This window comes from Dyadobacter sp. LHD-138 (genome assembly GCF_030929615.1).
In the GTDB taxonomy this organism is placed as follows: Bacteria; Bacteroidota; Bacteroidia; order Cytophagales; family Spirosomataceae; genus Dyadobacter.
Genome location: NZ_JAVFVU010000048.1, coordinates 31,953 through 50,203 on the forward strand (window position 1 = coordinate 31,953; position 18,251 = coordinate 50,203).

At 42.7% G+C, this 18,251-nt stretch carries 17 protein-coding genes; 7 read left to right on the forward strand and 10 right to left on the reverse strand.

The window, feature by feature from the left end; translation table 11 throughout:
• Positions 1-81: 81 nt before the first annotated feature.
• From RB622_RS26605 to yihA, 4 genes are all read right to left on the reverse strand, one after another.
• Entirely contained in the window at positions 82-1,203 is a 1,122-nt protein-coding gene (locus tag RB622_RS26605) for a glycosyltransferase (protein ID WP_308049831.1), read from the reverse strand.
• The gene (gene deoC, locus RB622_RS26610; protein WP_308049832.1) at positions 1,200-1,859 is read right to left on the reverse strand and encodes a deoxyribose-phosphate aldolase; all 660 of its coding nucleotides are present in this window, start codon (positions 1,857-1,859) and stop codon (positions 1,200-1,202) included. The genes RB622_RS26605 and deoC overlap by 4 nt, the downstream gene beginning before the upstream one ends.
• 83 nt (positions 1,860-1,942) lie before the next feature.
• Positions 1,943-2,416 (reverse strand): DUF5606 domain-containing protein, encoded by a 474-nt coding sequence (locus RB622_RS26615; RefSeq protein ID WP_308049833.1) that lies wholly within the window; start codon positions 2,414-2,416, stop codon positions 1,943-1,945.
• Between the two features lie 181 nt (positions 2,417-2,597).
• The gene (gene yihA, locus RB622_RS26620; RefSeq protein ID WP_308049834.1) at positions 2,598-3,212 is read right to left on the reverse strand and encodes a ribosome biogenesis GTP-binding protein YihA/YsxC; all 615 of its coding nucleotides are present in this window, start codon (positions 3,210-3,212) and stop codon (positions 2,598-2,600) included.
• Between the two features lie 507 nt (positions 3,213-3,719).
• On the opposite strand from yihA, the gene RB622_RS26625 reads away from it, so the two are divergent.
• The 3 genes from RB622_RS26625 to RB622_RS26635 all read left to right on the forward strand — a co-directional run bounded on the left by RB622_RS26625 (position 3,720) and on the right by RB622_RS26635 (position 7,795).
• Positions 3,720-5,021: a proprotein convertase P-domain-containing protein gene (locus RB622_RS26625; RefSeq protein WP_308049835.1), complete on the forward strand. Its 1,302-nt coding sequence runs from the start codon at positions 3,720-3,722 to the stop codon at positions 5,019-5,021.
• 108 nt (positions 5,022-5,129) lie between these two features.
• Positions 5,130-7,118 (forward strand): SdrD B-like domain-containing protein, encoded by a 1,989-nt coding sequence (locus RB622_RS26630; protein WP_308049836.1) that lies wholly within the window; start codon positions 5,130-5,132, stop codon positions 7,116-7,118.
• Positions 7,119-7,342: 224 nt separating this feature from the next.
• On the forward strand, positions 7,343-7,795 hold the full coding sequence (locus RB622_RS26635) for a thioredoxin fold domain-containing protein (RefSeq protein WP_308049837.1): 453 nt from the start codon (positions 7,343-7,345) through the stop codon (positions 7,793-7,795).
• A gap of 74 nt (positions 7,796-7,869) precedes the next feature.
• Here RB622_RS26635 and gmd read toward each other — a convergent pair whose 3' ends face one another.
• The gene (gmd, locus tag RB622_RS26640) at positions 7,870-8,982 is read right to left on the reverse strand and encodes a GDP-mannose 4,6-dehydratase (RefSeq protein ID WP_308049838.1); all 1,113 of its coding nucleotides are present in this window, start codon (positions 8,980-8,982) and stop codon (positions 7,870-7,872) included.
• 62 nt (positions 8,983-9,044) lie between these two features.
• The gene (locus RB622_RS26645) at positions 9,045-9,611 is read right to left on the reverse strand and encodes an SPOR domain-containing protein (RefSeq protein WP_308049839.1); all 567 of its coding nucleotides are present in this window, start codon (positions 9,609-9,611) and stop codon (positions 9,045-9,047) included.
• Between the two features lie 121 nt (positions 9,612-9,732).
• Between RB622_RS26645 and murB the strand changes: the two genes are divergently transcribed.
• Complete coding sequence (gene murB, locus RB622_RS26650; RefSeq protein ID WP_308049840.1) at positions 9,733-10,743, forward strand: UDP-N-acetylmuramate dehydrogenase; 1,011 nt, start codon at positions 9,733-9,735, stop codon at positions 10,741-10,743.
• 11 nt (positions 10,744-10,754) lie between these two features.
• Positions 10,755-11,978 carry a hypothetical protein gene (locus RB622_RS26655; RefSeq protein WP_308049841.1) on the forward strand — a complete coding sequence of 408 codons (1,224 nt, stop codon included), beginning with the start codon at positions 10,755-10,757 and terminating at the stop codon, positions 11,976-11,978.
• 372 nt (positions 11,979-12,350) lie between these two features.
• On the opposite strand, the gene RB622_RS26660 is transcribed toward RB622_RS26655, so the two are convergent.
• Both RB622_RS26660 and RB622_RS26665 read right to left on the reverse strand, forming a co-directional pair.
• A complete protein-coding gene (locus RB622_RS26660) occupies positions 12,351-13,259 on the reverse strand; it encodes an ROK family protein (RefSeq protein WP_308049842.1) in 909 nt (302 codons plus the stop codon).
• 73 nt (positions 13,260-13,332) lie between these two features.
• On the reverse strand, positions 13,333-14,043 hold the full coding sequence (locus RB622_RS26665) for an SDR family oxidoreductase (protein ID WP_308049844.1): 711 nt from the start codon (positions 14,041-14,043) through the stop codon (positions 13,333-13,335).
• Between the two features lie 62 nt (positions 14,044-14,105).
• On the opposite strand from RB622_RS26665, the gene RB622_RS26670 reads away from it, so the two are divergent.
• Positions 14,106-14,834: an ABC transporter permease gene (locus RB622_RS26670; protein WP_308049845.1), complete on the forward strand. Its 729-nt coding sequence runs from the start codon at positions 14,106-14,108 to the stop codon at positions 14,832-14,834.
• Between the two features lie 72 nt (positions 14,835-14,906).
• Complete coding sequence (locus RB622_RS26675) at positions 14,907-15,668, forward strand: ATP-binding cassette domain-containing protein (RefSeq protein WP_308049846.1); 762 nt, start codon at positions 14,907-14,909, stop codon at positions 15,666-15,668.
• Positions 15,669-15,670: 2 nt separating this feature from the next.
• On the opposite strand, the gene RB622_RS26680 is transcribed toward RB622_RS26675, so the two are convergent.
• Positions 15,671-17,188, reverse strand: coding sequence for an oligosaccharide flippase family protein (locus RB622_RS26680; protein WP_308049847.1), 1,518 nt, complete (start codon positions 17,186-17,188; stop codon positions 15,671-15,673).
• A 178-nt stretch (positions 17,189-17,366) separates the two neighbouring features.
• Positions 17,367-17,972 (reverse strand): TetR/AcrR family transcriptional regulator, encoded by a 606-nt coding sequence (locus tag RB622_RS26685; RefSeq protein ID WP_308049848.1) that lies wholly within the window; start codon positions 17,970-17,972, stop codon positions 17,367-17,369.
• Between the last annotated feature and the right edge of the window lie 279 nt (positions 17,973-18,251).

The following is an 18,251-nucleotide window of genomic DNA, read 5'->3' on the forward strand; positions in this document are numbered from 1 at the left end:
CATAGTACTTAATATTTGAACAATTCAATAATAAGTTTATAAAATTATACAAATATTTTAAGTTGTTAAAATTCCTGTTTTTTAGATTTCCATTAAATTTTTATAAAAGCGCAACAAAATCCGTTCTTCGTTTGCCCAGTTATACCTGCTTTCTGCTGCTTTTCTCCCCTGTTGTCCCATTCGTCTGCCACCTTCAGGATTTTCTATTAACCACTGAAAGGTATTGGACAGTTCCTGCGGATCGTAAGGAGAAATACAAAACCCGCAGCCTGTTTTTTCTACCACCTCTCTGTAAAGAGGGAAATCGGATGTGATTACGGGCAATGATAATGCCATGTATTCAAACAATTTGGTCGTATATGAATCCGAATAATCTGCAACCGGCTTCAACAAAGCAATTCCTGCGACGGCGCCTGGTGCGTAGGGCAGGGCTTTACGAAGATCCGTATACCCATGAAAAGTAAGATTTTGCCGAATTTTTTCATAATGCGGCAACTTTTTTACCTCCTTCCAGTCAAACTGAATCCTGCCAAACAGATGCAAATGAAACTCAGGGTATTTTACTTTTAAAATGGCTAATGCCTCGATGATGGTATCAAAAGACCGTTCCAGGGAAATTACGCCGGAATAAAAAAATACCGGTGGTTCTGTTAGCTCCTGTTTTGTTTTCCCATAAGCATCAATAAACGGTAATGAAACATAGTTATGGACAACCGCATGCGGAAGGGCCAGATTTGAATATTCATTCAGATAAGCATCTTCTGTAAAGAGGCAGTGGAATTTTTTTCGGGCAATCCGATCGAAAAAATTAAAAAACTGCCGGTATATTACTGCGTTGTTGTAACGTTTGATCGCAAATTTTTTATAAAGATTTTCCTGTACTTCATAAATCACTTTTGCACCCAGCCATTGCAACAAAAAGGCCATAGGAATCAGTTCCGGTACAAAGATATGAACAATTGCGGGACGAAAACGCAGGCATCTCCAAAGTAAAACCGGATGACAGAGTAAAATTCTCAGTAACAAACCCCTGAAATAAGGCAGATTTATGAATTGAATAGCTGTATTTGTCTTTCGGTTCTCAGCGTTGGGCAATGCACAAATTACTTCATAAAACGGTGACAGGGACGGAGCGATCTTGTAAACGATTCTGGGATCGGTCGGTGGATGTACCGTACTGAGAAGCAAAACCCTTGGTTTCATTTTTCAGAGACGATCAGCACGCCCGATGATGTTCCTATTCTGTCGGCCCCGGCTTCGATAAAAGCCATGGCCTGTTCATATGTTTTGATGCCGGCGGATGCTTTGATCTTTATTTCCGCTGGCAAAATCGACCGCATTTTTTTTACCGTATCGATATCGGCGCCGTTGGGGGCAAATCCGGTTGATGTTTTTACAAAATCGACTTTGGCTTCTGCACATATTTCACAGGCGGTGTAAAGCTCAAAAGAATCCAGATAAGCGGTTTCGATAATCACTTTAAGTATGGCGTCGTGTGCATGGGCGATTGCTGTCAGTTGCCTGAGTTCTTCGCGGATGCTGAGATATGCCATGGATTTGAACTGGGCGATATTAATCACCGCGTCCAGCTCGGTTGCCCCATCGCGCATGGCATTTTTCGCCTCGGATACTTTTGTTTCCGTAGTTGAATAACCAAGCGGAAACCCGATAACCGTCGCAATTTCAATTTTTACCGGGCAAAACTCAAACATTTCCTTGGTGTACGAAACATAGGTAGGAGCGACGCAAACCGCTTTAAACTGATGAATCCACGCTTCCTCACACAACTTACGGATGTTGGTTTCACTGGCAACCGGTGAAAGGAGTGTATGGTCGATGTATCGCGAAAGGTTCGTCATTATAGTGCGCAGTCGGGAAAAGATAATGCAAAAACCCCGTCGTTCAGGCGGGGCTTTGCGTTATCACGTATACATTTTCAGTTTTAAGCTTCGTTTTTCTCAGCTTCCACTGGTGTTTCTTCCGTAGCGGCTACAAAAAGCTCAGGTACGTGTTTAGACAACAGGTTATACCAGGTGATCACTTTTTTGATATCCGATACGTAAACTCTTGAACGGTCGAAATCAGGAAGGATTTCGTTCAAAAACTCAATAAGGTCCTTATCCGATGCGCTCTTGATCTGAACGGCAATTTGTTCGCCGTGCACTTCTCTGATTTTAAGAAATACGTCAGCCAAAGGAGCAGATTCCTCTTCGCCATCTGTAAAAATAGAAACGTCTTTCAAAACAGAAACACGGGCAGTAGGCCCGATCAGTGATTTTTCATGTTTTTCATCCAGGCTTTCTACAATGACACCTGCGCGGCTTGGTTTCAGAATACGGAACAATCCGCCTTTCCCTGACACGTTTGCTATCTCCTTCAACAATTCCATTCCTGTTGATTCTACTTTCTCGCTCATCCTTTTTGTTTGTGCTATTAGTGGTCTCTTTATTTAATGTCTTTTCGGTGTCATGACAGTGATCAAAGCATTTATATTCCAGTGAAATAAAAAATACCGGAGCGGAAAAAACACCTGATAACGATTGATGACAAAATTAAAATTTCCGCAAAATAACGGAAAGATTGGTCGGTAAGCAACCTTATTCGACGCTCGTTTTCTCAAACGTTTGATTATAAGATTCTATTGTCTCAAGAATTGCATCTCTTCCTTCATTTTTTTCGGCAGAGGTAACAAACATCGGAGGAATTTCTTCCCAGATTTCCCCAAGTTTTTCTTTGTATTTTTTTACTTGTTCCTCTTGCTGGTATACTTTAAGCTTATCGGCTTTGGTAAAAATGATGTGAAAAGGAATGCCAGCCTGGCCTAATTGTTCCATGAATTCCAGATCAACTGCCAACGCCTCATGACGTATGTCAATTAAAACAAAGGTACAAACCAGATTAGAACGGTTATGCAGATAATCGCCGATCATTTTCTCCCACTTCTCACGCTCGGTTTTGCTCACTTTGGCATATCCATAGCCCGGTAAATCGACAAGATACCATTGTTCGTTGATGAAATAATGGTTGATAAGCTGCGTTTTTCCCGGTTGTTGTGAGGTCTTGGCAAGCGACTTTTTGGAAGTCAGCATGTTAATCAGGGAGGATTTTCCCACGTTAGAGCGTCCAATGAATGCGTATTCCGGCAAATCAGGTTGAGGGCATTTCTCATAATCAGAATTGCTCATCACATATCTGGCATCTTGAATTTTCATGACGGTAGGTTATTTTTTTCCGGGCAAAGGTACGGGTTTTCTTTTTATCAGGGAATTATACGGCACATGAGGCCGAAATTTCATTTGCTACTACAAGGCAGCGCAGGAAAGCTGGAATTTTAAAGGACTAATAAGTGACGTATAGCTACATTAGTTTTACAGCAAGGAAAAAGTATATGTCGTATTGATATAAAATTAATTCGAGATCAATTCATAAGTAATACGTTATAATTTCCAATTCATTCTTAAAGTATTGATAATAAATGGTTTTAGATTTGCAACAGGATATTCAGGAGTAGAAATTGTTCTATTTTTGATGTGAATATCAGTTTGCCGCGTAAACCCCGGGGCTTGTAGAAGAAATGAGACTTTTGTTGATTTTATCATGCTCATGTTAACTGCCGGCCCAACTATCAGAATTAAATGTCAATGAATGCGTGTATCAGGCGGGGAATGTCCCGTTTTGCCTTAGTAAAGTTTTACTTAATGGTCATACTTTTTCTAAGTATGACTGTTTTTGCTTCCGGTCAGAGTTTCTATGGAACGGGTGGTGTTATACATGATTTTAAAGGCGGATTTAAGATAGATTCATTTCCAATAGAAGTAAGTGGGCTGCATTCGAAAATTGATAAGAATTTCGGGATTGCCAAAATTTGTTTTACAATTCTTCATCCCAAGGTTTCTGATCTTAAAATTGAGCTCATAAGCCCGGATGGAACCAGTATCTGGCTTACAAACCGCAATGGAAAGGATAGAGGTCGGCATTACACAAACACCTGTTTCCGGTCAAATGGCTTTTCAGGCTATGTGCATCAGGCGGGCGCACCTTTTACGGGCGAGTATATTCCTGATGGCAGGATGACGTTTCTGAACAACGGACAAGATCCAAACGGGACCTGGTATCTGATGGTTCAGGACCTGAGAACAGGTGAAAAAGGTGCTTTGAATTTTGTAACGCTGGAATTTAGCGAAAATCCAACACCCAATACCGATGTTAGTCCCTGTTCGATGGAAGACGGAACTGCCTGTAAATGTGCTGATGGCGGTGAGGGTTGTGAATTGCTTCCGGATCTGATTATTCTGCCGAGGCTTACGCTGGATCAGGTAAAAGAATATCCCTGGAACGATCCCTATTATCCGGGACAATTGCGGCTGGCTGCTTCTATTGCCAATATTGGAGAGGGGCCGATGGAAACCTTTGGTAATAACAAGTGGTATTGCGGCAGTGAGGAAGTTAAGGATTCAATGGTGATTTGTAACGATGAAACACATCCCCGTCAGCAGATTAACCAGAGGATTTATAAGAAAAACGGTAATAAAATTGAATGGCAGGACCGGATCGCCGGTACTAATTATTTTGACGATAAACCGGGTCATAACCATTATCACGTGGATGACTGGGTTGAGTTCCGGGTTGTGAAGGAAATCAAGGATAAGAAAGGAAATGTCCTGAAAAGAGAGCTGGTTTCAAAGGGCAGTAAAGTGAGTTATTGTCTGTTTGACTCCGGAATTTGTAATAATAGCGACAGTATTTGTGTCCTGAACGGCAAGACCTACGGAGACAAAAATCTCGTGAATTATGGTCTGGGCAATTACATGGACTGTAAATCCCTGAAACAGGGCATCAGTGTGGGAGGCTATGATACCTACGGAATGATGTATGAGGGGCAATATGTTTCGTTGCCAAAAGGTTTGAAATCAGGCGATTATATACTTGAAGTCGAGGTGGACCCGACCGGAATTTATAAGGAAAAAGACAAGTCGAACAATACGTTCAAAATGCCGATCCATATTTCACAACAGGAATAAAGATTTTAATATAAACCATCGTAACGGGCCGGACGCTCTGAATCCGGCCATTTTCAATAAACTGTTGCAAAACAGATTGAAAACTTTTATTACCCAACTCTAGTACTCATGAAAGCAATAATTTACCAATGGCTTCTGATTGGCCTGTGTGTGGTTTTGGCTGATAACCTGCATGCGCAATGCCCGGCAGGGAATTTTACAGCGGTTACCGGCGGACAATACACCCTTGATGGAAATAAAACGCTGCTCATTTCTTCGAATGTGGGCAACATTACATTAAATATCAGCAATACGGGTAACGTCATTTGTCTTGCGCCAGGCGTTACGTGGACACAGACAAACCAGACCAATTTCAACGGTTCCGTTAATATCAATGTCTACGGAACTTTCAATTATAACAGCAACGATAACTTTAATTCCAGTGTTGCGTCCTACATCAATGTCCAGACGGGTGGTGTGCTGGCCACAAATACAAATGGAATTGGCGGTAAGTTGCTCATCAATAATCAGGGCACGACGACTTTCACCAATACCGGCAACGTCCAGTTTCGGGATTCATTTGCGTTTTACAATTTCGGACCGGACTCAAAGCTGATCGCAACGGCGCCTTCCATGGTGGTTTTTGGCAGTAATACGGTGATCTGCAACTGGGGAACGATGGAATTCGGCAGCCTGGAAAATGCGGATGCCAAACGTTTTAAAAATGAAACATCGGGCGTTATTAATATCAGCCGCTATTTTTACAACCACGGCTCTATCCTGAACGACGGGGAGATCAATACCCTCTGCGGAAAATTCGGCTCATCGGCTTGTGAATTTATTATCGGGGATAAGGGAGCGGGCAAAGAGTTTGAGAATAACGGCTGTATGTCGATTAAAGGAAATGTGAACATTCGCGGTGCAGCTTTCAATAACGGAACCATTATAATCACGGACGGGGATTTAACGATCGATAAGAAAATCTCCGGTTATGGGGGAGCCATTGTGGTAGCCAATGGCAAAAGTGTTATTAACAGTGATGGCGGTTACAACGGGACCGATATGTTTTTCTGGGATGAAAATACGACCGGACATGATTTCGATGAAAAGAGAAACAATAACCCGCAAATCACCACGGTTTATAAAGTTGTTAAAAGAACCTGTGTAAAGGAAGAGGCCTTTGGATCGATTGGAGATTATGTTTGGTATGATACCGACCGTGATGGAAAACAAGGAAAGACAGAGCTTCCGGTATCCGGGCTAAAAGTTCAGCTGTATAAGTATGTGTCGGATAACGGCACCTTGACCGCACAAACGGGCGCTGTAACCGACCAGTACGGAAAATATCTTTTTGACGATTTATCAACAGGGAAATACAAGGTTCAGTTTATCTTGCCGGCATTGGGAAAGGCCTTCTTTACCTATTTCAAAAAGTCGGGCGTTGGCGCGGATGAAGACAGTGACTCGAATCCGGATAACGGCAATTTCAGCGATGAGATTACCATTGATACCTCCTTTCCTTCCGGCGATGTTAAGCGAGATAACATGACGATCGACGCAGGGATTTATGAAGGTTCTACGCCATTGCCTGTTACGCTGGTCAGTTTCACGACGACAAAGGAGAATGAAACAGTGCTTTTGAACTGGGCTACTACACAGGAAACCAACAGTGAAAGTTTTGATATTGAACACAGTCTTAATGGAAAAGGCTGGTCCAATATCGGGAATGTGAAAGCGAGGGGCGAGAGCATTTTAAAGGAAAACTATACGTTTACGGACTCAAATCCGGTCGACGGGCAAAATTTATACCGTTTGAAAATGAATGATTCAGATGGTACATTTGCATACAGCACGATCCGCAGTGTGACAATCGAAGTTTCGGACATTACCGCGGTTTATCCGAATCCGGTAGCAGACCGCCTTTATTTCAAAGTAAAAGACTGGAGTAAAATCGGCCGGATTACTCTTTCGGACCTGAACGGCAAAACCCTGTTCCAATCGTCAAAAGAACCGGTTGACGGGGTTGATGTTAAAAATTTACCAGCGGGGTTGTATGCCGTAAATGTTACCGGCTTAACTGGTGCAACCAGTAGCTATAAAGTGGTCATCAGTAAATAGTAATAAGAAAAAACTTCTCTTGCCATTAGAAGTTGTACAAGCCCAATGAACCGGCACCCTTGCAATTATTCTGCGAGGGTGCTTTTTTACAGGAAAAATAGTTATGTTCGTCCTCCATTTTAAATGATGAGCCGTTGAACCTATTGGTTAAGAATTGGTTTAATGAAATAAATCAGGTGGGTGATTTCGTTAAGTATTTATTCAAACTATAATATAAGCAGGTAATGAAAGGTTTTCAAAAAATGATTTCGCTGCTGTTCGTGGTGGCTCTGGCTTTTTCCACAGCTTATGCGAACGATGGCGACAAAAAAGATTCAAACAAAGATGTTGGTATCAAGTTTACGGAAGGGTCGTGGGCGGCAATATTGAAAAAGGCAAAAGCAGAAAAGAAAATTGTTTTTCTTGATGCCTATACAACCTGGTGCGGACCGTGTAAATTGTTGCAGAAAAATGTTTTTACCAAACCTGAAGTTGGGGCATTATTCAATCAGAAATTTATCAATGTAAAAGTGGATATGGAAAGCGGCGAAGGTCCAAAACTGGCAAAAAAATACCCATTGGAAGGTTATCCGACTTTATTTTTCATCAATCCTGATGGACAGATTGTGAAACAGGTGATCGGATATCAGGATCCGAAGACATTGCTTAACATCGGTAAAGCGATCCCGTCGATATAATTAATCAAAACATGATATAAGAGAAAAGCCTCAGGATGATTCCTGAGGCTTTTCTCTTATATCAACCGGATATTCTATTCGTAATAGTTCATCACACGGTGACCGCTGTTTTCAAGGATCTGATCTTTTTTGAACAAGGTCAAATCGGCAGAAACCATGTCATTTACCAGCGCTTTCAAATCATATTTAGGTTTCCAGCCCAGCTTGGTCATTGATTTGGTAGGATCACCAATCAACAATTCAACTTCTGTCGGGCGGAAATATTTAGGGTCGATCGCAACAACTTCCTGACCGATTTTGATCTGGTAATTCGGATCGTTGCATTTAACAACTTTCGCGATTTCGTTCACACCTTCGCCAATGAATTCCAGTTCTACGCCTACTTCGGCAAAAGCCATACGTACAAACTCACGGATACGGGTTGTAACGCCGGTAGCAATTACAAAATCTTCCGCTACTTCCTGTTGAAGAATAAGCCACATCGCTTCCACGAAGTCTTTCGCATGTCCCCAGTCGCGTTGCGCGTCAAGGTTTCCAAGGAAAACTTTTTCCTGCAAGCCCAGTGCAATTCTTGCAACGGCCCTTGTGATTTTACGGGTTACAAAAGTTTCGCCGCGTAAAGGAGATTCGTGGTTGAAAAGAATACCATTTACGGCATACATACCATAAGCTTCACGGTAATTGACCGTAATCCAGTATCCGTATAACTTCGCTACTGCATAAGGTGAACGAGGATAAAACGGCGTACGCTCAGACTGAGGAACTTCCTGAACCAAACCATATAACTCAGAAGTCGAGGCCTGGTAAATACGCGTTTTCTTGGTTAAACCCAATAAACGAACCGCTTCAAGAATACGAAGTGTACCAATTCCGTCCACATTGGCGGTATACTCAGGTTCTTCAAAACTAACCTGAACGTGCGACATCGCACCAAGGTTGTAAATCTCGTCTGGCTGGACTTCCTGGATAATCCGGATGATGTTCGTAGAATCACTCAGATCACCGTAGTGTAAGTGAAAACGCACATTTTTTTCATGCGGATCTTCATAAATGTGATCAATTCTTTGGGTATTGAAAAGGGAGCTGCGGCGTTTGATACCGTGCACTTCATACCCTTTACTTAATAGCAATTCAGCCAAATATGCCCCGTCCTGTCCTGTAATACCTGTAATTAATGCCTTCTTCATCGTCAATTAGTATGTATATAAAATACAAAGATAAAATTATTAGCCTATTTCTGAATTCTAATCTATTCAGCGGGCACGCGTATGAGCAGGCTCCGTTTTATTTCCACGCGGTCAGCCAGAATAACGGCTGAGGAATATTGCGCCCTGATTTGTTCCAGATATTGTTCCGCATCGCTTCGGTACATAAAATCACCGGCTTTAACCCGGTAAGTAGGCTGCGAATAGGAGACATAAGGATTCAAATCGGGGAAAGACTGGTAAATGTATGCCTTTGCATTGTCCGCTTCCTGACGAACGTTGCCAACATAAAGTTGTATCCTGTATCCGCTTATGTATTTAATGGCCTTATTTTGCTGGGCCATGGTGTCCAGAACGGTTTCCAGTCTTTTATTAACATATAGAGGTTTGTCGCTAGACCCTTTGGGTGAAGTTTCAGTTACACCTGGTTTTGACTCCGCCTTTTTTATGATGCTGGGTTCAACATATTCAAAACGTGGCCTTACCGACGAGAGGTCTTCCCGATATTCTGTTGTCGTCGTGCCGCCCGGCGTAGTCTTTTTGCTGCATCCTGACAGGGCCAGAAAACTTAGTGGAATCACCAGCAAAAATATTTTCCTTTTGAGCGACATGGATAAAACAATTCGTAATGAACTTACAAACTTAACCAAAATTGGAGAGATAAACCACGTCGGCGTGCTATTTTGAATCTAATACCTAACTTTGCTTACTTATTGAATACAATCCGGACAAATGCAACATAACGTTTCCCTGCGTAATCTGAATACTTTCGGGCTGGAATCCCGGGCGCAGTCTTTTGAAGAAGTAAAGTCGGTGGAGTCATTAACAGCGATTATTAAGAATCCTGAACTGCGTGCGGTGCCAAAATTTATTCTGGGCGGAGGAAGTAACATCTTGCTTACACAGGATATTGATGCACTGGTGATCAAAATTTCCATAAAAGGCATCGAAAAAGTAAAGGAAGACAATGACCATATATGGCTGCATGTCGGTGCGGGAGAAATGTGGCATGACTTCGTGATGTATTGTGTGGATAACGGATATGCCGGTGTGGAAAACCTGTCGCTGATTCCGGGAACGGTTGGCGCTGCGCCAATGCAAAATATCGGAGCCTATGGTGTAGAAATAAAAGCGGTAGTGGAAACGGTGGAAACAATTTCATTCGAAGACGCAACGTCAAAAGTGTTTTCGAATGACGCATGTTTGTTCGGTTATCGTGAAAGTATCTTCAAACATGAATTAAAAGGCCAGTATATTATTACCGGTGTGTTGTTCCGTCTGAATAAAAAGCCGGCTTATCAGGTTACCTACGGTGATATTCAAAAAACGCTGGAAGAAATGGGTGTGCAGACACTTTCCATCAAAGCGGTAAGCGAAGCCGTGATCCGTATCCGCAGAAGTAAATTGCCCGATCCGGCAGAAATCGGGAATGCGGGAAGTTTTTTCAAAAACCCCGAAATACCTGAAGAGCAATTTAACCGCTTAAAAAATGATTTTCCGGCATTGCCAGGTTATCCGGCAGGTGAGGGATTTGTCAAAGTTCCGGCAGGCTGGCTTATCGAACAAGCGGGTTGGAAGGGATATCGTGATGGCGCGATAGGCGTGCACGCACGGCAGGCGCTTGTACTGGTTAACTACGGCGGTGGAAGCGGGGGAGAAATTAAATTATTGTCACAAAAAATTCAGCAGTCCATCGAAGAGAAGTTCGGTATCCGTTTAAATGCCGAGGTTAATTTTATATAAAAGATATACTTATGCGTTCTCAAAAACTGTACACATCATTTGGTATTTTAATTATTTTCATTGCCATTTTTTTTCTGAAACAGAATTTTCTCGGAGAGAAGTATCAGGACGAACATCACTACCTGCCTACGGCTGTTTTCTTTAGCAAAGAGCCAATCCCGTCTCTGGATTTATTGAAAAGTTATGGAGAACTCAATACGCCGGTGCCTTTTATTCTGGGGGGATGGGTAGTAAGTGTTTTTGGAGAAAATATCCAGTGCCTGCGTTTGCTGACATTTGCCGTGAGTTTTGCACTGCTGATGATTTTTGTCTGGGGAAGCCCCGATCATTCAAAACGGTTTTTTCTATGTCTGGCGGGGTTAATGATTTTTCCGAACTACTATTTGTGCAGTGTTTATTACTATACGGATATTTTTGCGATGATTGGCGTACTGGCCGGTGTAGTGGCCTATATCCGGAAAGCGCACGGGTGGGGGATGCTGTTTTTCATTGGCGCCGTTGCGAGCAGACAATATATGCTGGCATTCCCGGCTGCGATCGTGGCCTATGAATGCCTGGAACTCCTGAAAAAGGGTTTCAGTGTGAAGCAGTTTTTTACCGGTTTATTAACGGATAAAACATGGTTGCCGTACGCCCTGGCAGTGTTAAGTATTGTTCCCTGGGTTTTATTATGGAAAGGTCCGGCACCTGCGGCTGTGATGACCATGCAGTATTACGATTCGGACAAACTTATTCAGTACAATTTCGGATACGTGATTTATTCCTCGGCCTGCCTGGCGGTTTATTACATCATCCCGGAAGTTTTAATCACCCGTAACCTCCGGTATTTCATTGATTTTCCGAAAAATCATCCGCGTTTGTTTATCGGATATATAATCCTGATCGGGGCATTGATCACGCTTTTCCCTGCAAAACAAGCCTACAATCCCTATTTTACCTGGCCGTACCTGGGTTATGTGGATCAGCTTTTTATGACAATTGGCATCACTGGGTTTTTCAAGCAGATCGTTTTCGGACTTTTAATGCTGATTACCATGATGCGGTTTTTCTCGCCCTATTTCAACCTCACAAGCTGTGTGGTGCTGATCAACATCTTGTTATTGGGGAAAGCACAGCTGTCGTGGGATAAATATTCTCTGCCCATGATCATGGTTTTGTGGTTTCTTGCCATGTTTGACAATCACTGGCTTTTTACGGCCAGCAATAGGAAACAAGACAAATTATTTTACCACTAAAACCTTATGTGCGCTGGTTTTTTCGGCTGTGTGAACTTTCAGAATATATTGTCCGCCATCTAAACTGTATCGTGTTCAACATTTTCACCTTCAGGTAGGTAATACGCTGATTCCGATTTATTGGTATAACCGCTGATCGTTCAGGTATCAAAAACAATCGTCAAACAATGACCCGGATATCCCGGATTTTGTCTGACGATTGCCTTTATATATATCAGACCAGTTTCCTGATCCATTCATTATGACGTTAGGTATTTTGAAAACGGTAAAATAGGAAACCTTTCCAGGTCTTTTCTTCATCAGACCCGGGTTTGAGGAACTTCATCGATAAATTTTTACTATGCCCTGGCAGAATAACAGATAGAAAGATCCTTATTCAAAACACAGTGATGCTGCACCCAGCAATCCGGCGTCATTTGCCAGCGTTGCTCTTTTGATGCTGATAGTCTTCATGTAATATGGAGTGAGCCAGTATTCAAATCTTTCGTTGATCGCTGGTAAAATATATTCAAAGGAAGCAGAAATACCTCCGCCAATCAGGATTGTCGTAATGTCGAGAATTCTTACCATGGAAACCAAGCCTTCAGCTAAAAGATAACCCATTTCATGGAAGATCTGCTTAGCCAGTTCGTCACCAGCCCCCGCTGCCGCTACCAATCCCGTTGTAGAAATTGTACCGTTGTCTGGCAATTGTGTTTTTCCGGTGAAATTTTCTCTCATGGCATGTGCCATATCCAGAAGCTCTTTCTTTCCGATATTACGTTCCAGTACTTTTCCTCCTTTTGAAGGTACGTGTCCTGGTTCCATTGCGTTTCCGCCTCCGCCTTTGAAAACTTTTTTATCAATAATGGCAGCGCCACCGATACCCGTTCCAAGGGTTACAAAAATATAGTCTTCAGGAAGTTTGTCTTCGCCAAAATAATATTCCCCCAATGCTGCTGCATTGGCATCATTTTCAAGAAAAAAATCATGTTGAGGAAAACGAGCCTTTAGATCCGGAACAATTGTGATACCGTCAATTTCTGGAATCGCAGTGATTTCCAACAATGTGGTACGGTCACGCGAGATCAGGCCGGGAACGCCTATTCCTACTCTTTTAACTTCCGTATGTTCAACCAGCTGCAAAGCGATGGCGTCACCGAGTCGTTCTATAAAGTGTCCTGAACTGCGCCAGCTAGCGGTATCGTGGCTATAAAAATTAGAAATTCTCCCATTTGTAGCGTCAACGATCCCCATTTTTACGTTAGTACCGCCCACGTCTATACCAAGGTATTGTTCCATGAAATGAAATAAGGGTTTTATAAATAATTTTAAAAATGCGGCAATTTAACAAAAATGCTGCATTCTTCACTAATCAATCGAGATCTCCCAGCTGTGGTCTTATTAAAATTTCTTCCAGCACTGCTCTGGAAGAGAGCGAATAGGCCGACCAGATCGCTTCGGCGACATCTTTCGGATCGATAAATCTTTCCGTGGGCAGCTCCGTCCCTTTCCAGCTGTCGGTGAGTGTTGCGCCCGGAAGAACGGACGTTACTTTTATACCATGCGGCTTCATTTCTTCACGCAAAACTTTTGTCATTCCGTACAGCGCAAATTTTGAAATGCAATAGGAGCCCCCGTTTGGATAAGCCGTAATGCTGGCCGTCGAACAAATGGTGAAAATATGACCCTTTTTTACCCGGATCATCTCGTCGATCACGCCGCGGGTGAGGTGATAAGCACTGTATAAATTGGTTTCTATTGTTTTTTCCAGCGTACCTTCGGTTTCGTTATGCACCTGGCCGGGAATGAAAACGCCGGTGTTATGGATCAGCACATCCACCGGCCGTTTCCGGGATTTTATAAAATCGATAAATCCGTTCAGTTCATTTCTTAAGGAAAGATCAGCTTTTTGGAAAAAAACCGAAGATCCCGGGAACTGCTCCTTCATTTCATTTTGTAATGTAGACAGATCGTTTTCGTTTCTTGCGCAGGTGATAATGTCAAACCCCCCGGCCAGAAATGCTTCAATCAATGCCTTTCCAATACCTTTTGTACCACCTGTTATCACTACTAATGGATTCATTTTTCTGTTTAGCTCTTTTTTTGTCTAATTTTCCCGAAAATATTGAATACAATTAAGATACTATGTCTGTAATCGGAAAATACTTTATTTTTTTAGGGTCCCTCTTTGGAAAAGGTGAAAAATTGTCGGTCTATTGGCGACGGTTCATGGAAGAAAGTGTAGGAATAGGGGTCAGCTCCATCTTTATTGTTGCGATTGTTTCCACTTTTATCGGCGCGGTGTCGTGTATACAAACGGCTTATAACCTTGTAAGCCCTATTATTCCGGTGTCCACAGTCGCGCTGATTGTGCGCGATATGCAAATTCTGGAACTTGCGCCCACGATCACCTGCATTGTTTTGGCGGGAAAAGTGGGGTCGAATATTGCCAGTGAACTGGGTACGATGCGTATTACCGAGCAAATTGACGCGCTGGAAGTGATGGGAATTAATTCTTCGTCTTATCTGGTGCTTCCGAAGGTACTGGCTGCAATGTTCACTTTCCCTATGCTGGTTATTCTGGCCGCTTTTCTCGGGATTTTTGGCGGGTATCTGGCCGGGACACTTACCGGTGTGATCACTGAAAGAGATTATTTATATGGAATCCGGGACTCATTTGTGCCGTATAACCTCTTTTTCATGTGTGTTAAACCCTTTGTATTCGGATTTTTAATTGCCACCATATCATCTTTCCAGGGGTTTTTTACGCAGGGAGGTGCGCTTGAAGTGGGGAGGTCCAGTACGCAGGCTGTAACCAACAGCTGTATTTCTATTTTGATAGCAGATTATTTATTAGCGCAGCTTTTATTATAATGGATTTCAATGGCCGGCGTCTTTAAATCGATAACAGCGTATGGCTATTTTTGATCTTTAATAACCAGGAAAATGATTGAAATAAAAGATATAGCGAAAGCATTCAACGGCAAGGAAGTACTAAAAGGGATAACAAGCACATTCCGGGAAGGCGAAACAAACCTGATCATTGGCGGAAGCGGTACCGGGAAAAGTGTTTTGCTGAAAACGATGATCGGGCTGATCAAGCCGGATCGGGGGAGTGTTTTTTACAGCGGCCGTGATTTTTATAATTCAGACAAAGATACACGCCAGGCGATTCGTCGTGAAATGGGCGTTTTATTTCAGGGTGGCGCGCTTTTTGACTCACAGACCGTAGAGGAAAATGTACGTTTTCCCCTGGATATGTTAACGGATATTTCGGCCAGTGAGAAAAAGGAGCGGGTTGAATTTTGTCTTCAGCGGGTAGGGCTGGAAGGAACAGGAAAAAGAATGCCTTCTGAAATAAGCGGGGGGATGAAAAAACGGGTGGGTATCGCGCGGGCGATCGTAATGAATCCAAGGTATTTATTTTGTGATGAACCCAACTCGGGCCTGGATCCGCTTACCTCCGTCAAGATCGATGAGCTGATTAAGGAAATCACCGAAGAATACAAAATTACAACCGTCATCATCACCCACGACATGAACTCCGTTATGGAGATCGGACAGAATATTATTTTTCTTTACCAGGGCGATAAGCTTTGGGAAGGGCTTAATGCTGATATTACCAATACCGGGGTACCGGAAATGAACGAATTTATTTTTGCCAACAAACTGTTAAGGGACGCGGCAAAAGAAAATGCGAATAAATAAGTTTATTTGGCGCCTAAAAAACGCTGGTAGCGTTGCGGTAATGCTTTCCTTTCTGCCAAAACGACGAGGATGCAGAACAGCACGAAGAAAAGCATGTGGTAGGCGAAGCCCGCGAGGGAGTCTGATGGAATTAAAAAAGCATCCAGCAGAATAAATACGCCGCCGCCGAAAATATACCCCAAAGCAGAATTGAGGTGGTAAGGTATCGGATAATATTTTTGTCCGTAATAATAACAAAGTATCATCATGACCAGGCCGGATGATGCGAATGCGATACCGCAGCCCAGGTAGCCGATTTGTGGCACGAGAAGCAGGTTCAGAGCAATGGTAATGCTTGCGCCCGTCAGGGTTATGTAGGTGCCGTACTGCGTTTTATTCGAGAGCTTGAACCAGGTAGCCAGGTTGTAGTATATCCCCAGAAATAAAAACCCTAGCAGGAGCCATGGCACTACGGCTAATCCTTCGTGAAATATTTTGTTCCTTAGAAATATTTCGGCCAGTAAATGCAGGTTAAGGCAAATGCCTACCCACATCGTCGCGCAGATCACGATAAACCACTTCATCACATCGGCAAATACGGACGGTGCATTTTTATCTTCGGCCTTCGAATAGAAAAACGGCTCCGCTGCATACTTAAACGCCTGAATGGCCAGATTCATAAAGATGGATAGTTTGAAACACTGTCCATAGATGCCAATGGCCTGTTTTGTTGTGCGACCCGGATAAAAGTCTGCTGGTAGTAAATATTGCAGAAATGACCTATCGAAAAGAGAGTTGGTTACACCTGCCAGACCCATGATAAACAACGGGAAAGCATAAACCCACACAGGTTTAAACAGCGACAGGTTAAAAGTGAATTTGAAATCAGCAAACTCCCTGTACAGGAACGGGAAAAACAGGAAGTTAGCAATCAAATTGGCCAGAACGATATAACCTGCGCCGACAGCCGGATTGTAAAACAGGTCTATTACGGGTTTGAAAATTGTTAAATACTTATCCGCATGTATATCACGGCAAATAATCAGGAAAAAGAAATTGAGCCCGATGTTCATCAGTATATTGATAATTTTGGCCGCAACAAACTTCTTGGCTTTCTTTTCAAATCTTAGTCTGGCGAAAGGAATGGCAACAATGCCATCAATAGCCATGACGATGGACATCCAGCGCACCAGTGTAACTTCTTCGGGGTAATGAATTAAGTTGGCCACGTCCTCAGCAAACAGAAAAATGCCGCTTGAAAAGAAAAGACTGACCAGGATAACCGCACTTAAAACGAGATTATAATATTTTTGACGGTCACCTTCCTTTCTCGAGAAATAAAAATAAGCACTTTCCATGCCGAAAGTATAGACAATCATCAAAAGCCCGGCATAGGTGTATAGTTGTACTTGTGAGGCGAGTTGTTCAGGTAAAAATAGCTGTGTATGCAGTGGAACAAGAAGATAATTGAGCATTCTTCCCAATATAGTACTCACGCCATACATGACGGTATCTCCGGCAAGTTTTTTAAGAACACTCATAATTTTTGACTCGTCAACGAAGATTGTTTTTTTTTAAAATGGTTGAACCTGAATTTTCAGGGGATCTCCGTGCTGCAAATATACGGGAAGGGTTTCCGTTTTATTGGTATGAGCCACAAAAAAGAGTCCTTCAGAATTTTACATTTCTGAAGGACCCCGATATTAGCGGATTTACGTTTTAAGCAATGGTGGCGATAATTCTTTCAATCACATTTTCAATTCTTTTCCAGCCCTCGTCTGTGTGCAGGTCTACATCAATCATTTTTTCGCGGTAATCTGTTGCGATCGTCATGTAGTAGATTCCTGCCGTTAAAAAGGCCATCAGAGCGCTTGTGTCTTTAAAGTCGGGCAATTCACCCACTTTGTCGACAATCCTTGCAGCAATCTGATTCCTTGCATCTGAAAGCATCGATTTGCCGGTGCCGATTTCCCATCTTAACAAATCACGGGTCGCCTTGCGCTCCCTTAAATCTGTCAGGAAAGTCTGCATCAGGCCTGTCAATGCTTTTCTGCGTTCGTCGGGAGGGACGATGGGCATGTTTTCAATGTAATCATCACCCATGGTCGAAGTGTATTCTCCTGATTTTACATACTGTTCCATCAGGCCGTCCACACTTTCAAAGTATCTGTAAATCAGAACTTTGTTGACGCCGGCTGTGCGTGCAATCAAATTGACGCCGACTTTTTCGGTACCATGTTGTTCAATTACTTCTCCGACGGCCTTGAGGATTTTTCCCTTGGTCCGTTCCCGGTCTCTTTTCTTAATTTTTACGTCGATTTTCATTTACGGGGGCATTTAGGTTATATAGAGTAAATGTAACATTTCGTCCGAAAATAATTATCATTTTTCGAGAAGATATGTAACCTTTTTTCTGTTTTTGTTTCCTAATATTTATTGACCGGAAAAAATGGATCAAGAATTGAATTTTAACGACTCAGACTTAAGGGAACAAGCCAAATTCTTGGGGGGAATTGAATCGGGACTTCATGCGTAGAGTTTGGATAGTCTGAAAAGGAAGAATGAAATATCCCTGACACCCCGTGAGGTGGAACGGAACGCTTT

What these genes read in the sequence shown, in the direction of transcription:
- RB622_RS26630 (WP_308049836.1), top strand. Translation starts at nt 5,130, where the DNA reads ATGAAAGCAATAATTTACCAATGGCTTCTGATTGGCCTGTGTGTGGTT.
- RB622_RS26615 (WP_308049833.1), bottom strand. Translation starts at nt 2,416, where the DNA reads ATGAGCGAGAAAGTAGAATCAACAGGAATGGAATTGTTGAAGGAGATA.
- RB622_RS26665 (WP_308049844.1), bottom strand. Translation starts at nt 14,043, where the DNA reads ATGAATCCATTAGTAGTGATAACAGGTGGTACAAAAGGTATTGGAAAG.
- murB (WP_308049840.1), top strand. Translation starts at nt 9,733, where the DNA reads ATGCAACATAACGTTTCCCTGCGTAATCTGAATACTTTCGGGCTGGAA.
- RB622_RS26625 (WP_308049835.1), top strand. Translation starts at nt 3,720, where the DNA reads ATGACTGTTTTTGCTTCCGGTCAGAGTTTCTATGGAACGGGTGGTGTT.
- RB622_RS26655 (WP_308049841.1), top strand. Translation starts at nt 10,755, where the DNA reads ATGCGTTCTCAAAAACTGTACACATCATTTGGTATTTTAATTATTTTC.
- RB622_RS26635 (WP_308049837.1), top strand. Translation starts at nt 7,343, where the DNA reads ATGAAAGGTTTTCAAAAAATGATTTCGCTGCTGTTCGTGGTGGCTCTG.
- RB622_RS26645 (WP_308049839.1), bottom strand. Translation starts at nt 9,611, where the DNA reads ATGTCGCTCAAAAGGAAAATATTTTTGCTGGTGATTCCACTAAGTTTT.
- gmd (WP_308049838.1), bottom strand. Translation starts at nt 8,982, where the DNA reads ATGAAGAAGGCATTAATTACAGGTATTACAGGACAGGACGGGGCATAT.
- RB622_RS26680 (WP_308049847.1), bottom strand. Translation starts at nt 17,188, where the DNA reads ATGAGTGTTCTTAAAAAACTTGCCGGAGATACCGTCATGTATGGCGTG.
- RB622_RS26670 (WP_308049845.1), top strand. Translation starts at nt 14,106, where the DNA reads ATGTCTGTAATCGGAAAATACTTTATTTTTTTAGGGTCCCTCTTTGGA.
- yihA (WP_308049834.1), bottom strand. Translation starts at nt 3,212, where the DNA reads ATGAAAATTCAAGATGCCAGATATGTGATGAGCAATTCTGATTATGAG.
- RB622_RS26685 (WP_308049848.1), bottom strand. Translation starts at nt 17,972, where the DNA reads ATGAAAATCGACGTAAAAATTAAGAAAAGAGACCGGGAACGGACCAAG.
- RB622_RS26660 (WP_308049842.1), bottom strand. Translation starts at nt 13,259, where the DNA reads ATGGAACAATACCTTGGTATAGACGTGGGCGGTACTAACGTAAAAATG.
- RB622_RS26675 (WP_308049846.1), top strand. Translation starts at nt 14,907, where the DNA reads ATGATTGAAATAAAAGATATAGCGAAAGCATTCAACGGCAAGGAAGTA.
- RB622_RS26605 (WP_308049831.1), bottom strand. Translation starts at nt 1,203, where the DNA reads ATGAAACCAAGGGTTTTGCTTCTCAGTACGGTACATCCACCGACCGAT.
- deoC (WP_308049832.1), bottom strand. Translation starts at nt 1,859, where the DNA reads ATGACGAACCTTTCGCGATACATCGACCATACACTCCTTTCACCGGTT.